We start from the raw sequence: 13,043 nt of genomic DNA, 5'->3' as shown, positions 1-13,043 counted from the left end.
AGCAGTGAACAGGAGAGCCATGAGGTTCCAGGACAAGGTCGTCGTCGTCACCGGCGCGGCGCAGGGGATCGGGGAGGCGTACGCCCGGGCGCTCGCCGCGGAGGGGGCGGCGGTGGTGGTCGCCGACGTCAACGCCGAGGCCGGCGAGCAGGTCGCCAAGCAGATCGAGGCCGACGGCGGGCACGCGATGTTCGTCCGGTGCGACGTCTCCTCCGCGGAGTCGGCGGCCGCCCTCGTCGCGACCGTGACCGGCGAGTACGGCGGCATCGACGGGCTGGTCAACAACGCCGCCATCTACGGCAGCATGCAGTTCGACCTGCTGATCACCGTCGACTGGGACTACTACCGCCGGTTCATGAGCGTCAACATGGACGGCGCGCTGGTGATGACGCGTGCGGTCTACCCGGCGATGCAGCAGCGGGGCGGCGGCTCGATCGTCAACCAGTCGAGCACCGCGGCCTATCTCTACGCCGGCTTCTACGGCCTCGCCAAGGTCGGGGTGAACGGCCTCACCCAGCAGCTGGCCCACGAGCTGGGCGGCATGAACATCCGCGTCAACGCCATCGCCCCCGGCCCGACCGACACCGAGGCGACGCGCACCCAGGCGGGCGACGCCGCGAAGGACCTGGTCAAGAACCTGGCCCTCAAGCGGATGGGCCAGCCCGAGGACATGGTGGGCGCCTGCCTGTTCCTGCTCTCCGACGAGGCCTCCTGGGTGACCGGCCAGATCCTGGCGGTCGACGGCGGCCAGACCTTCCGGGCGTGAGCGCCGTGACCGGGCCGGGGGCCGCAGCCACGCCGATCCGGGCCGGCTTCGTCGGTCTCGGCAACATCGGCAGGCCGATGGCCCAGCGGCTCGCCGCCGCCGACCGGGTGGAGCTGTGGGTCCACGACGTGGCGGCGGAGCCGGTCGCCGAGCTCTCCGCAGCCGGAGCCAAGGCGGCCGCCTCCGTCGCCGAGCTGGCCGAGGCGGTCGACACCCTGTGCGTGATGGTCCGCGACGACGACCAGGTGCGCGACGTGCTCGGCGAGGTGCTCGGCGTCGCCGACCGCCGCGCCGCGGACCGCCCGCTGACCGTGGTGGTGCACTCGACCGTCGCGCCGGACACGCCGGCGGCTCTCGCCGAGGTGGCCCGGCCCTACGGCGTGCGCGTCGTGGACGCACCCGTCTCCGGCGGGCCGATGGGCGCGGCCGAGGGCACGCTGGCGATCATGGTCGGCGGCTCCGCGGAGGCGTTCGCCGCGGTCGAGCCGACCCTGCGCCTGATGGGCACCAAGGTGCTGCACGCCGGTCCGGTCGGCGCCGGCACCCGGCTCAAGCTGGCGCGCAACCTGCTGCACTTCGTGTCCTTCACGGCGGCGACCGAGGCCCAGCGGCTCGCGGAGGCGGCGGGTCTCGACCTGGTCGCCCTGGGCGACGTCGTCCGGCACACCGACCGGATCACCGGTGGAGCGGGCGCGATCATGCACCGCGACACCGCCGCGCCCATCCCCGAGGACGACTTCTGGTACGGCGTCTTCGGCCACGTCCGCGCGCTCGGAGAGAAGGACCTGCGCTTCGCGATCGCGCTCGCGGAGCAGCTCGACGTCGACGTACCGCTGACCCGCCTGGCCCTCGACCGCCTCGGTCCCGGGCTCGGCCTGCCCGAGGAGAGCGCCTGAGATGACCGACCAGCACGCCTCGGGCCATGGCCCGGGCGACCGGTTCGCCGGGATCCCGGAGGTCCGCCGCAGGGGCCTGGAGAAGATGGAGCAGGTCTACGGCTTCGAGATGACCGACGGCAGCGGCGACTTCTTCCGCTACACCGTCGAGCACCTCTTCGGCGACATCTGGCAGCGCCCCGGCCTCTCCGACCGCGACCGCCGGCTCTTCCTCATCGGCCTCCTCGTCGGCCAGCGGGCCGACGACGTGCTCGGCATCCAGGTCCCGGCGGCGCTGGCCAACGGCGAGCTCGACGAGGACGCACTGCGCGAGCTGGTGATCCTGGCCTGTCACTACGACGGCTGGCCGAACGGCTCCCGGATGAACGCCGTCGTCGAGGACGCCATCGGGAAGGCCCGCCGTGCGGAGGCCAAGCGCGCGGCGCAGGCGGACGGAGATCCGGACGGGCGGTGACCGCTGGCCGAGATTGCTGAGGAAGCCCCCGCTCGGGCCCGCGGGTAGCCTCGCCCCTGATGAGCCGCAACGCGTCCGAAGCCGTGCCGGACCGCTCCGCCCGACCGGTGCAGCCGACGACACTCACCTCGCTCCGGAACGACCCACCGCCGCGAGCCGACGGAGGCGTCCGCCTCGGCGTGTGGCTCCTCGAGACGGCGCTCTTCCCCGAGGAGGAGCTGGACGTCGGGCGCGACTGGCTCGACGACCCGGAGCGGCAGCAGGCGTCGTCGTACGTCCGCGCCGAGCTGCGCCGTGCCTACGAGCTGGCGCACGCCGCCGCGCGCCTCGTCGTCGGCGCGGCCACCGACACCCCGCCGGAGAAGGTGGTCTGGGGCCGGCACCCCTGCCCGGGCTGCGGCGAGCCCCACGGCCGGCCGCGCGCCGAGGGCGCCGCGGTCGAGTTCTCGCTGTCGCACACGCCGGGGCAGGTCCTGATCGCGGTGGCCGACGTGGCGGTGGGCGTCGACGTCGAGCGGCACCCCGACGACCCGGTCGCGCTCGCGCGGCTGCTGCACCCCCGAGAGACGGCGGAGATCGCCGGGGCCGGGGACGGTCCGCAGGCCGCGATCCGCTTCACCCGAGCCTGGGCCCGCACCGAGGCCTACCTCAAGGGCATCGGGATCGGCCTGGGCCGCGACCCGCACCTGGACTACCTCGGCACCGACGACGCGTCGGGCCGGACCGTCGGCGACTGGCTGGTCCGCGACGTCGTGGTGCCCGAGGGGTACGGCGCCGCGCTGGCCCTGCACGGCGTCGGCCGGCCGGAAGCGGCCCGCTGAGGCGTGCGTAGCGCCGATCAGGGTGCCGTGGCGCTCCGTCGGGTGTGGGGGTAGCCTCATTGGGAGGTGCGGCCCCGGCCGGCCTTGCAAGGCGCCAACCTCCGGCCGGGACCGTGCCGGTTCTCCGTGTCCCGGGAGCACCGGCTTGATCTGCGCGGTACCCGGTGTCGCGCGAGGAAACCGGGAAGTTTGCGGCGCGCGCCGTCCCCCGCCGTGCCGCTCACGCCTGGAGTGTGGCCCATGCCACGGCCGCCAGCGCCGCGGTCGAGGTCAGCGCGCGCAGGGCGTTCCACCGCACCCAGGCCGACTCGAACTGCCGGCGGACGGCGTGGGCGTCGGTGACGGGTCCGGCCGCCTCCAGTCGGTTGTTGAGCGGGATGTTGCCGACCGCCGTGATCAGCACCGTGGCCACGGCAAGCACGGCACTCGCGACCGCCCACGGCCGGGCCGGCCCCTCCACCGTCACGCTCGCGGCGACCGCGAGGAGAGGAGCCCCGAGGAAGGAGGCCAGGAAGACGGGGTTCACGATGGCCCGGTTGACCTGCTGCATGACCTCCACGAAGGTCCGGTCCGTGACCCGGGACAGCCCGGGCATCACGCCGCTCGCCCAGGTGTAGTAGGTGCCGGCCTGGAGGCCGGTGGCGACAGCGGTCGCGAGCAGCAGCGGCTCGCGGACGGTCTCGAGGATCCCGGTCATGGGACGAGTCAAGACCACCGTCGGCCGACGGGGAAGGCGCCGGGTCCCACGTGGCTGAGAGTCCGGGAGGCCCCGGCCGGCCTGTAGGCGCCAACCCCCGGCCGGGACCGTTCCGGTGCTCTGTGTCCCGAGCCACCGGCACCTGTGGTGATACCCGGCCTGCGCGAGGCTGAACCGGGTCAGGCGGTGTGGCGCCGGCGGCGGGAGTCGTCGGACGCCTCCTGGTCGACGAGCCGGGCCGCGAGCACCGCGGCCTGGGTGCGGTGTTGGAGGCCGAGGCGGGCGAGGAGGCCGGTGACGTGGTTCTTGACGGTCTTCTCGGCGAGGTAGAGCTGTTCGGCGATCTGGCGGTTGGTCATGCCTTGGGCGATGAGGAAGAAGATCTTGCGTTGCTGGGGGGTGAGCTCGGTGATGACGTCGAGGGACTTCTTCTGCATCTCCATCTGCTCCACGACGCGGCTGGCGACGGTGGGGTCGATGAGGGAGTGGCCGCCGGCGACGAGGCGGATGCCGCTGACCAGGGAGTTGCCCTCGATGCGTTTGAGGACGTAGCCGGAGGCGCCGGCGAGGATGGCGGCGGAGATGGCTTCGGGGTCGTCGTAGGTGGTGAGGATGAGGGCCTTGATGGCGGGGTCGGTGGCGCGCATCTCGCGGCAGACGTCGATGCCGCTGCCGTCGGGAAGGTGGTTGTCGAGGACCACGACGTCGGGGCGCAGGGCGAGGATCTCGCGCAGGGCGACCGTGGCGCTGCCGGACTGGCCGACGACCTGGATCGACGGGTCGTCGCCCAGGATGCTCACCACCCCTTGCCGAACCACCTCGTGATCGTCGACGACGTACACGCGGATGGCGTCGAGGTTCACCATCCGCCCAGTGTGATCCCGATCATTTGGAAAGTAAAGACTGTCAGAAGGGTGTTCGCGATCCGGACACGTTGTAAAGCCGAGGCACGGGGCCGTCGGCGTGTCGTACTCCGGTGGTGCCCCCGGTAGGAGTCGAACCTACGACCTTTCGCTTAGGAGGCGGCTGCTCTATCCACTGAGCTACGGGGGCCTTCCTCGGCGTCCAATCCTGACAGGTCCGACGCCGGGGGTGCGCAGCGGATTGGGATCGGCGCGGCGTCCCGGCGACAATGGTGGCGCGCGACCCGACCCGCGGCCTTGGGCCGCCCACGTACGGTGGGCGCGGCGCGGAGCGCCGTACCCCTCGCTGGCTCGGCAGCGTCCCCATGTAACCACCGCCCGCGGCGGCCCGCACACCAGGTGATCGATGACGCACGACGCTGAACCCGGCAGCACACCGGGGACGCCCGGCCGGCGCGCCCGTCGCGTGCCCACCTCGCGTGCCGAGCGGAGCCGCCGGGTCGCCGGTCGGCGCAAGGCGCCCCAGCCCGGCAAGACCGTGGTGAAGGTGATCCTGTCCAGCCTGCTGGCGCTCGGGATGCTCACCGGCGTCGGGGTGGTGATGGTCTACAACAACTGGAACGGCAACATCCAGGTCGCCGACATCGACAAGCAGCTCGGCAAGCGGCCGGACAAGAAGGTCGTCGGGCCTCGGGAGCCCGAGAACATCCTGGTGATGGGCTCCGACAGTCGCGCCGGCGAGGGCAACGGGATCGACGGCGAGTCCGGTGGCGGCCTGTCCGACACCACGATCCTGTTCCACCTGTCCGCCGACCGCGAGTTCGCCTACGGCATCTCGATCCCGCGTGACACCGCCGTGATCCGGCCGACGTGCTACGCAGAGGACGGCAGTGAGATCCCCGGCAGCGACGGCTACGTCAAGTGGAACGAGGCCTTCGCCGTCGGCGGCCCCGCCTGCACCGTGCGGCAGTTCGAGCAGCTGACGGACATCCGCCTCGACAACTACGTCGTCGTCGACTTCAACCAGTTCAAGGACATGGTCAACGCCCTCGATGGGGTCGAGGTGTGCATCCCCGAGGACATCGACGACGAGGTGCGCAACATCCACCTCGAGGCCGGCACCCGCGAGATCAAGGGCGACGAGGCGCTGACCTACGTGCGGGCCCGCTACCGCATCGGCGACGGCACCGACACCAACCGGACCCGCCGGCAGCAGGCGTTCATCGGCTCGATGATCAACAAGGCGCTGACCGCCGGCATGCTCGCCCAGCCCAACCGGCTGATCGGGTTCATGAACGCCGCGACCAGCTCGCTGCAGACCAACTTCGAGAACGTCGCGCAGATCGCCAAGCTGGCGGTGACGGCCCAGGGCATCGGCGCCGACAACATCAAGTTCGTGACCACGCCCTGGGGCGGCACCGACAAGGTCAGCGGCGGCGTCGAGTGGACCCCGGAGGTGGAGCAGCTCTGGCAGCTGGTCATCGACGACAAGCCGCTCACGCCCTTGTTCCTGAAGGACGCGCTCAGCGCCGGTGACGATCCGGACGGATCGCCCAGCACGCCGACGTCTCCGTCGGACGGCGGCAGCGACGATGCGTCGCAGGACCCGTCGGACGACGCCACGACCGGCTCGCCGACGCCCGGGGACCCCCGTGATGAGGCGTCCGATCCCGACAACCAGGGCCTGTCGGCCGACGCCCGGGCCGCGGCCGGGCTGTGCACGTGAGCGACGAGCGTCCGTCGGGGCCGCCCGACCCGGAGCCGGACTGGAAGCGCCGGCGTCGGCTGGCCGAGATCTTCGGCGACGTGCTGCCGTCGGTCACCACTGACGAGCGCGACGAGCCCGACGGGCGCGGTGACGAGGCTGGGCGGGCCGCGGACGAGGCCACGACCGACCAGTGGCTCAGGTCGCAGGTGCCGCCCCACCACGGGTGAGGAGACGCAGTCCTCAGCGCGCCTTGAGCGCGTCGCGGATCTCGGTGAGCAGCTCGACCTCGGTCGGCCCGCTGACCTCGGCGGGGAAGAGCCGCTCCTTGGCGCGGGTGTAGGGCACCACCACCAGGAAGTAGACGATCGCGGCGAGGATCACGAACGCGACCAGCGCGTTGAGGAAGTTTCCGACGTTGACGTCGGCCACCTCGACGGCGCCGAAGTCCGGCTGGCCCCCGATCTTGCCGAGGAAGCCGGTCAAGGTCGCGGTGAACGTCTCGACGACCCTGGCGAAGGCGGCCGCGATGATGAACGCGACGGCGATCTGCACCAGGTCGCCCTTGAGGATGAAGCTCTTGAACCCGGACACTGCGTGCTCCTTCTTCCGAGCCGGCCGCCCTCCCGGGCGACCGGGTGCGTGATGCGGTGCTTTGGTGCGGTGCTTGGTGGGCGGCCCCGGCCCTAGCCGGGGGCCCACAGGTAGGTCACGAACGCGGTGACCGCCGCGGTGGTGACGCGGTGCTGCTCCCAGGATCGTAGGGCGAGCACCACCAGTCGGCCCGGGAGCGCGCCGTCGGCGGCGCGGTCACCGTTCGGGACCGCGAGCACCGTCGCCCCGCGGGCGACGACCTCGCTGGTCCGCGCCTGCGGGTCGGTGGCCACGAGGTCGATCCGGTCGCCGACGCCGAGGAGGGCCGCCTGGCCGGCGTCGGAGAGCCGCACCGGCACGGCCACCGTCCCGGCGGTGCCCGCCTCGGCGAGACCGGAGCCGACCAGGCGCACGTCGGTGACCGGCTCGCCCCGGCGCAGCGGCGCGGCGAGCAGGCGGCCGACCGGCTCCCGCGCCAGTCCCCGCGGTACGACGCCGGGCGGGAGCCGCGCCTCGGCGAGGTCGTCGGCGGTGATCGCCTCACCGGCCGGCAGGTCCCGCGCGGCGACCAGGATCGTCCGGGTCTCGGGCGGGGGCGGGGCGACGGTGTGCAGGGCGGCGGCGACCGCCACCGCGACCAGCGCCGCGGCGATCAGCCGGCGTCGGCGGAGCAGGCGGCGTCGTACGGCGGTGAGGGCGTCAGCGAGGCGCCGGCGCGGCCGCGCGGAGGGGTCCCGAGGATCCATGCGGCCGACCGTAGGCCGTCCGCCGCCCGCCCGCGGGCGTCATCCACAGGTCCGTCAGGACGCCGGAGCGGCAGCCGCGGACGACGCGCTGCTCGAGCTGGAGGTCTCCGAGGACGAGCCGGAGGAGCCGGTGGAGCTCGACGAGCCGGCGGTGGCGGCACCCGTCGACGAGCCGTCGCCGGAGGACGAGGCGGTCGACGTACCGGCCGTGCTCGACGTCCGGCTGTCGGTCTTGTAGAAGCCGGACCCCTTGAACACCACGCCCACGGAGTTGAACACCTTGCGCAGCCGGCCGGTGCACTCCGGGCAGGTGGTCAGCGAGTCCTCGCTGAAGCTCTGGAACTGTTCGAAGGCGTGACCGCACTCGGTGCACAGGTACTGGTACGTGGGCATCGGCGAATCTCCGGACTCCTGGGAGAGACCTAGCACTCTCCGCTTGCGAGTGCCAATAGTACGCCACCGCGGCGCGGGCCGCACCACACGCGGCGCCCCAACAGCTTTCGCTGCGATCACCGGCCGAGCACGACGAGATCTGTTGTGGCGCGCGACCTCAGAAGCGGGTGATCCCCGCGGGCGTCGCCGCGGCGGTGACCGGGCGGTCGTGCGGCTCGGCCGGTACGTCGGGGAGCAGCTCGTCGTCGTACAGCAGGACGCAGGTGAAGGTGCCGACGGGCACTCGCCCCAGCGCCCGGTCGTAGGAGCCGCCGCCGCGACCGAGCCGCAGTCCGGTGCGGGAGACGGCGAGGCCGGGCACCAGCACCGCGTCGGCGGTGGCGACCGCGTCGGGGCCGAGCGGCGGGGCGGACGGCTCGAGCAGGCCGCGGCGGGCCGGGACCAGCGAGCCGGGCCCCTCGTAGGCGGCCCAGTCGAGGTCGAGATCGGCCAGCAGCACCGGCAGTACGACGCGCTTGCCGGCCGAGCGCAGCCGGTCCAGCAGCTCGGTGGTGCCGGGCTCGGTGCCGACGGAGACGTAGCAGGCGACGGTCGCCGCGCGTCGTACCTCCGCACTGGCGAGGAGGTGGTCGGCGATGGCGCGCGCGGCCTCGCCCACCTCGGCCAGCGGACGACGCCGCCGGGCGGTGACCAGCTGGTCGCGCAGCGCGATCTTCTGCGTCGCAGCGGGGCGCGGTTGCGGCGTGTCCACGGGGTGAGCCTACGATCGGTGACATGGGTACGAATGGGCGCAGCAGCGGGTTGGAGCTGGCGCGAGCCAAGATGCTCGACGCCGGTGTGGACCCGGTCGCGATCGAGACGTTCGCGCACTACTACCGCCTCCTCCAGCACGGTGAGACGGGGCTGATCCCCGAGTCGACGATCGAGCCGGTCGACATGGAGTCCCTTGCCGACGTCGAGGTGTCCGACGAGGCGGCCGCCGACGCCATCGGCACGACCGTGGCGATCAAGCTCAACGGCGGCCTGGGCACGTCGATGGGCATGGACCGCGCCAAGTCGCTGCTCTGCGTGCGGCGCGGGCTGTCCTTCCTCGACGTGATCGCCCGGCAGACCCTCCACCTCCGCAAGGCGTACGGCGCCAGGCTGCCCCTGATCCTGATGAACTCCTTCCGCACGTCGGACGACAGCCTCGCCGCCCTCGCGCGCTACGAGGACCTGCCGGTCGAGGGCCTGCCGCTGGAGTTCCTGCAGAACAAGGAGCCCAAGCTGCTCCTGCCCGACCTGGTGCCGGCCGCCTGGCCGAAGGCGCCGGACCTGGAGTGGTGTCCGCCCGGCCACGGCGACATCTACACCGCGCTGCGCGGCAGCGGGCTGCTCGACCAGCTCATCGAGCAGGGCTACCGCTACGCCTTCGTCTCCAACTCCGACAACCTCGGCGCGGTGCCGACCCCTCGGGTCGCGGGGTGGTTCGCCCAGTCGGGAGCGCCGTTCGCGATCGAGGCGGTGCGTCGTACCCCCTCCGACCGGAAGGGCGGCCACTTCGCGCGGCGGAAGGCCGACGGCCGGATCGTGCTGCGCGAGACGGCGCAGACGGCCGAGGAGGACAAGGCGGCGCTGGCCGACCTGAGCCGCCACCGGTACTGCTCGACCAACAACATCTGGTTCGACCTGCAGGCCATGAAGGCCAAGCTCGACGAGCGCGAGGGCATCCTCGGCCTCCCGATGATCCGCAACGAGAAGACCCTCGACCCGGCCGACCCCTCGACGCCGAAGGTGGTGCAGGTCGAGACCGCGATGGGTGCGGCGATCGAGGTGTTCGAGGGCGCGACGCTGATCGAGGTCGGGCGCGACCGGTTCATCCCGGTGAAGACCACCAACGACCTGCTGGTGCTGCGCTCCGACGTCTACGAGATCGGCGAGGACTTCGCGCTGCGGCAGATCGCCTCCGACATCCCCTACGTCGACCTCGACGGCGACCACTACAAGCTGGTCGGCGAGTTCGACAAGCGCTTCCCCGAGGGCGCTCCGTCGCTCTCCGACGCCGCCGCACTCGAGATCGAGGGCGACTTCACCTTCGGTCACGGCGTGCGGGTGGTCGGCCACGTCAAGCTGGAGGGTCGTGGCGCCCAGCGGGTGCCTGCCGGCGAGGTGCTCGCCGGCGCCGATGGCTGAGAGCCGGACGACGGTCGCCGACCACCTCGACCGGGTCCTGGCACTGGTGGCGCCGCTCGGCGCGGTCGAGCTGCCCCTCGCCGACGCGGCCGGCCGGGTGCTCGCCGAGGACGTCTGCGCGGCGGTCGCGGTGCCGCCGTTCGACCACGCGGCCATGGACGGGTTCGCGGTCCGTGCGGCTGACGTCGCCTCCGCGTCGGCGTCGACGCCGGTCCGGCTGCCGGTGGTCGGCACGGTCGCCGCCGGTGACGACGTGGTGCCGCTGCCCACCGGCGCGGCGATCCGGATCATGACCGGCGCGCCGGTCCCGCCGGGATCGGACCTCGTCGTGCCGTTCGAGTGGACGAGCGGCGCCGACCCGGTCGAGGTCCGCCGGACCGCGCCCGACGGCCGGCACATCCGCCGCCGCGGCGAGGACGTCGCGGCCGGTGCCCTGGCGCTCGCCGCCGGCAGCCGGCTCGGGCCGCCGCAGCTCGGCCTGCTGGCGTCGGTCGGCCGGTCCACCGCGGCCGTGCGTCCCCGCCCCCGCGTCGCGGTCGTCTCCACCGGCGCCGAGCTGGTCTCCGGCCAGGTGGCCGACAGCAACTCGGTGACCCTGGCGGCGGCAGCCCGACGGGCCGGAGCCGACGCCCGCGTCCACGGACCGGTCCCCGACGACCCGCCCGCCTTCCGCGACGCGCTGCTCCGCGCCGCCGACGACGCGGATCTCGTCGTCACCACCGGCGGCATCTCGGCCGGTGACCACGACGTCGTGAAGGCCGCGCTCCGGGAGGTGGACGGGTTCTGGTTCGGACCGGTGGCCATGAAGCCCGGCCGGCCCCAGGGGGTCGGGTCGGTGGCGGCCGCCGGCAGCCGAACGGTCCCGGTCGTCACGCTGCCGGGCACGCCGGTGGCGGCGTACTGCTCGTTCCTGCTGTTCTGCCTCCCGGCCCTCCGGGTGCTCGCGGGGCTGACGCCCCGCACGGCGCGGTGCGCGCCGCTCGCGGCGCCGGTCGCCGGCACCGACCGGACGGTGCTGCTGCCCGGGGCGTACGACGCCGACGGCCGCGTGGCGCCGCTGCCCGGCCACGCGGGCCACTCCCAGCGGCTGCTGGCGGAGGCGGACCTGCTGCTCGTCGTCCCGCCCTCCTCGCGGCTGATGGCCGCGGGTGAGATCGTGGAGGTGCTCTTGCTGGATCCGGAGGAGAACTGAGATGGCCGACCAGGCCGGCGCCCCGCGCCTCACCCACGTCGACGACCAGGGCGCGGCCCGGATGGTCGACGTCTCCGCCAAGGACGTCACCACGCGGCAGGCGACCGCCTCGGGGAGGGTGCTGGTCTCGGCAGAGGTGGTCGCGCTCCTCCGGGGCGAGGGCGTGCCGAAGGGCGACGCACTCGCCGTCGCCCGGGTCGCGGGCATCCTGGGCGCCAAGCAGACGCCGGCGCTCGTGCCGCTGTGCCACCCGCTGTCGATCTCCGGCGTCACCGTCGACCTCGAGGTCGCCGACGACGCGGTCGAGATCAGCGCGACCGTCCGGACCACCGACCGCACCGGGGTGGAGATGGAGGCCCTCACCGCGGTGTCGGTCGCCGCGCTGACCGTCGTCGACATGGTGAAGGCGGTCGACAAGGCCGCCGTCATCAGCGACGTGCGGGTGGAGGCCAAGTCGGGCGGCAGGTCGGGGGACTGGTCGCGATGAGCGGCCCCGCCCAGCTGCCTGCCCGACCGCCCGCGCAGCTGCCCGCCACGGTGGTCGTCGCGTCCAACCGCGCCGCCGCCGGCGTGTACGACGACACGACCGGACCGCTGATCGTGGCAGCGCTCCGCGACCTCGGCTTCGCCGTCGCCGACCCGGTGGTGCGCCCCGACGGCGAGCCGGTCGGCGAGGCGATCGCCGCCGCGGTGGCGGGGGGCGCCCGGGTGGTGCTGACGACGGGCGGCACCGGGCTCACGCCCACCGACCGCACACCGGAGGTGACCCGGCCCCTGCTGGACCGGGAGGTGCCGGGGATCGCCGAGGCGATCCGCGCCGCGGGGGTGGCCAAGGGAGTGCCGACCGCCGCACTCTCCCGTGGGCTCGCCGGTGTGGCCGGGCAGGCGCTGGTGGTCAACCTGCCGGGCTCCCGCGGAGGGGTGAAGGACGCCCTCGAGGTGCTCGCGCCGATCCTCGTGCACGCCGTCGAGCAGGTGGTTGGGAGCGACCATTGACCAGCTGGGCGCGCCGTCCCGAGCAGCGGTCGACCGGCGCTCGGATGATCGTCGGCACACCCGGCCGGGCCTGGCCCAACGAGCTGATCTCGGGCACCGACCCGGTCGTCCGGCTGCGTCCCATCCGCCGCCGGGACGCGAAGGCGTGGCAGGAGGCGCGCCGCCGCAACGCGGCGTGGCTGTCGCGATGGGACGCGACGGCGCCGCCGGGCGCGGACGCCCGGGCGAGCACGTTCCCGTCGCTGGTGGCCCGGCTCAACCAGGCGGCCCGCCGCGGGACGACGTACCCCTTCGTCGTGGAGGTCGACGGCCGGTTCGCCGGCCAGGTGAGCGTCAACAACATCGTGCGCGGCTCGGCGCAGTTCGCCTCGGTCGGCTACTGGATCGACCAGGAGTTCGCGGGACGCGGAGTGATCCCGCGGGCGGTCGCGATGGTGATCGACCACTGCTTCTTCACCGCGGGGCTGCACCGGATCGAGATCTGCATCCGGCCCGAGAACACCAACTCGCTGCGGGTGGTGGAGAAGCTCGGCATCCGCGAGATCGGCTATGCGCCGCGGTTCCTGCACATCGACGGCGACTGGCGCGACCACCGGATCTTCGCGATCACCCGCGAGGAGGCGCCGCGCGGGGTCCTGGTGCGGCTGGAGGAGCAGAGCGAGCGGTGAGGCCGGCGGGGTCCTCAGCGCTGCCCGGGAAGCCGGACCTCAGGAGTCACAGGAATCAATCTGTGACACACCGATGGACA

General features: G+C 73.3%; 17 protein-coding genes and 1 tRNA gene. 11 read left to right on the top strand and 7 right to left on the bottom strand.

Annotated features, from left to right (window positions below; all coding sequences use genetic code 11):
- Positions 1 to 19 precede the first annotated feature (19 nt).
- Genes ACPOLA_RS00860 through ACPOLA_RS00845 form a run of 4 tightly spaced genes read left to right on the top strand, consistent with a single transcriptional unit; the run spans position 20 to position 2,937 of the window.
- Entirely contained in the window at positions 20 to 766 is a 747-nt protein-coding gene (locus ACPOLA_RS00860; RefSeq protein WP_435768455.1) for an SDR family oxidoreductase, read from the top strand.
- The gene (locus tag ACPOLA_RS00855) at positions 763 to 1,662 is read left to right on the top strand and encodes an NAD(P)-dependent oxidoreductase (RefSeq protein WP_435768454.1); all 900 of its coding nucleotides are present in this window, start codon (positions 763 to 765) and stop codon (positions 1,660 to 1,662) included. The genes ACPOLA_RS00860 and ACPOLA_RS00855 overlap by 4 nt, the downstream gene beginning before the upstream one ends.
- A 1-nt stretch (position 1,663) precedes the next feature.
- Positions 1,664 to 2,116, top strand: coding sequence for a carboxymuconolactone decarboxylase family protein (locus ACPOLA_RS00850; RefSeq protein WP_435768453.1), 453 nt, complete (start codon positions 1,664 to 1,666; stop codon positions 2,114 to 2,116).
- Positions 2,117 to 2,175: 59 nt separating this feature from the next.
- Positions 2,176 to 2,937 carry a 4'-phosphopantetheinyl transferase family protein gene (locus ACPOLA_RS00845; protein WP_435768452.1) on the top strand — a complete coding sequence of 254 codons (762 nt, stop codon included), beginning with the start codon at positions 2,176 to 2,178 and terminating at the stop codon, positions 2,935 to 2,937.
- 220 nt (positions 2,938 to 3,157) lie between these two features.
- Here the strand turns inward: ACPOLA_RS00845 and ACPOLA_RS00840 are convergent, their stop codons facing one another.
- From ACPOLA_RS00840 to ACPOLA_RS00830, 3 genes are all read right to left on the bottom strand, one after another.
- Positions 3,158 to 3,634 (bottom strand): anthrone oxygenase family protein, encoded by a 477-nt coding sequence (locus ACPOLA_RS00840; RefSeq protein ID WP_435768451.1) that lies wholly within the window; start codon positions 3,632 to 3,634, stop codon positions 3,158 to 3,160.
- Between the two features lie 179 nt (positions 3,635 to 3,813).
- On the bottom strand, positions 3,814 to 4,500 hold the full coding sequence (locus tag ACPOLA_RS00835) for a response regulator (protein WP_435768450.1): 687 nt from the start codon (positions 4,498 to 4,500) through the stop codon (positions 3,814 to 3,816).
- Between the two features lie 111 nt (positions 4,501 to 4,611).
- A tRNA-Arg gene (locus ACPOLA_RS00830) sits at positions 4,612 to 4,687 on the bottom strand.
- A gap of 216 nt (positions 4,688 to 4,903) precedes the next feature.
- Here ACPOLA_RS00830 and ACPOLA_RS00825 point away from each other — a divergent pair.
- Together ACPOLA_RS00825 and ACPOLA_RS00820 are read left to right on the top strand one after the other, a co-directional pair.
- Complete coding sequence (locus tag ACPOLA_RS00825; RefSeq protein WP_435768449.1) at positions 4,904 to 6,223, top strand: LCP family protein; 1,320 nt, start codon at positions 4,904 to 4,906, stop codon at positions 6,221 to 6,223.
- The gene (locus ACPOLA_RS00820) at positions 6,220 to 6,432 is read left to right on the top strand and encodes a hypothetical protein (protein ID WP_435768448.1); all 213 of its coding nucleotides are present in this window, start codon (positions 6,220 to 6,222) and stop codon (positions 6,430 to 6,432) included. Before ACPOLA_RS00825 ends, ACPOLA_RS00820 begins: the two co-directional genes overlap by 4 nt.
- A gap of 13 nt (positions 6,433 to 6,445) precedes the next feature.
- Here the strand turns inward: ACPOLA_RS00820 and ACPOLA_RS00815 are convergent, their stop codons facing one another.
- The 4 genes from ACPOLA_RS00815 to ACPOLA_RS00800 form a co-directional block, all read right to left on the bottom strand.
- Complete coding sequence (locus ACPOLA_RS00815) at positions 6,446 to 6,796, bottom strand: MscL family protein (RefSeq protein WP_435768447.1); 351 nt, start codon at positions 6,794 to 6,796, stop codon at positions 6,446 to 6,448.
- A gap of 92 nt (positions 6,797 to 6,888) precedes the next feature.
- A complete protein-coding gene (locus ACPOLA_RS00810) occupies positions 6,889 to 7,542 on the bottom strand; it encodes an SAF domain-containing protein (protein ID WP_435768446.1) in 654 nt (217 codons plus the stop codon).
- 54 nt (positions 7,543 to 7,596) lie between these two features.
- Complete coding sequence (locus ACPOLA_RS00805; protein ID WP_435768445.1) at positions 7,597 to 7,935, bottom strand: FmdB family zinc ribbon protein; 339 nt, start codon at positions 7,933 to 7,935, stop codon at positions 7,597 to 7,599.
- Between the two features lie 157 nt (positions 7,936 to 8,092).
- A complete protein-coding gene (locus ACPOLA_RS00800; protein WP_435768444.1) occupies positions 8,093 to 8,686 on the bottom strand; it encodes a 5-formyltetrahydrofolate cyclo-ligase in 594 nt (197 codons plus the stop codon).
- A gap of 23 nt (positions 8,687 to 8,709) precedes the next feature.
- Here ACPOLA_RS00800 and ACPOLA_RS00795 point away from each other — a divergent pair, with 23 nt between their 5' ends.
- Genes ACPOLA_RS00795 through ACPOLA_RS00775 form a run of 5 tightly spaced genes read left to right on the top strand, consistent with a single transcriptional unit; the run spans position 8,710 to position 12,963 of the window.
- Positions 8,710 to 10,107, top strand: coding sequence for a UTP--glucose-1-phosphate uridylyltransferase (locus ACPOLA_RS00795; RefSeq protein WP_435768443.1), 1,398 nt, complete (start codon positions 8,710 to 8,712; stop codon positions 10,105 to 10,107).
- Positions 10,100 to 11,299 carry a molybdopterin molybdotransferase MoeA gene (locus ACPOLA_RS00790; RefSeq protein ID WP_435768442.1) on the top strand — a complete coding sequence of 400 codons (1,200 nt, stop codon included), beginning with the start codon at positions 10,100 to 10,102 and terminating at the stop codon, positions 11,297 to 11,299. Before ACPOLA_RS00795 ends, ACPOLA_RS00790 begins: the two co-directional genes overlap by 8 nt.
- 1 nt (position 11,300) lies before the next feature.
- Positions 11,301 to 11,786: a cyclic pyranopterin monophosphate synthase MoaC gene (moaC, locus tag ACPOLA_RS00785; RefSeq protein WP_435768441.1), complete on the top strand. Its 486-nt coding sequence runs from the start codon at positions 11,301 to 11,303 to the stop codon at positions 11,784 to 11,786.
- Positions 11,783 to 12,295: a MogA/MoaB family molybdenum cofactor biosynthesis protein gene (locus ACPOLA_RS00780; RefSeq protein ID WP_435768440.1), complete on the top strand. Its 513-nt coding sequence runs from the start codon at positions 11,783 to 11,785 to the stop codon at positions 12,293 to 12,295. The genes moaC and ACPOLA_RS00780 overlap by 4 nt, the downstream gene beginning before the upstream one ends.
- Entirely contained in the window at positions 12,292 to 12,963 is a 672-nt protein-coding gene (locus ACPOLA_RS00775) for a GNAT family N-acetyltransferase (RefSeq protein ID WP_435768439.1), read from the top strand. The genes ACPOLA_RS00780 and ACPOLA_RS00775 overlap by 4 nt, the downstream gene beginning before the upstream one ends.
- Positions 12,964 to 13,043 lie beyond the last annotated feature (80 nt).

Origin of the sequence: Nocardioides proteolyticus (assembly GCF_051280635.3) — a bacterium.
GTDB lineage: Bacteria > Actinomycetota > Actinomycetes > Propionibacteriales > Nocardioidaceae > Nocardioides.
The sequence above is the reverse complement of the archived record's forward strand: the minus strand, read 5'-3'. Positions and strand labels throughout refer to the sequence as shown.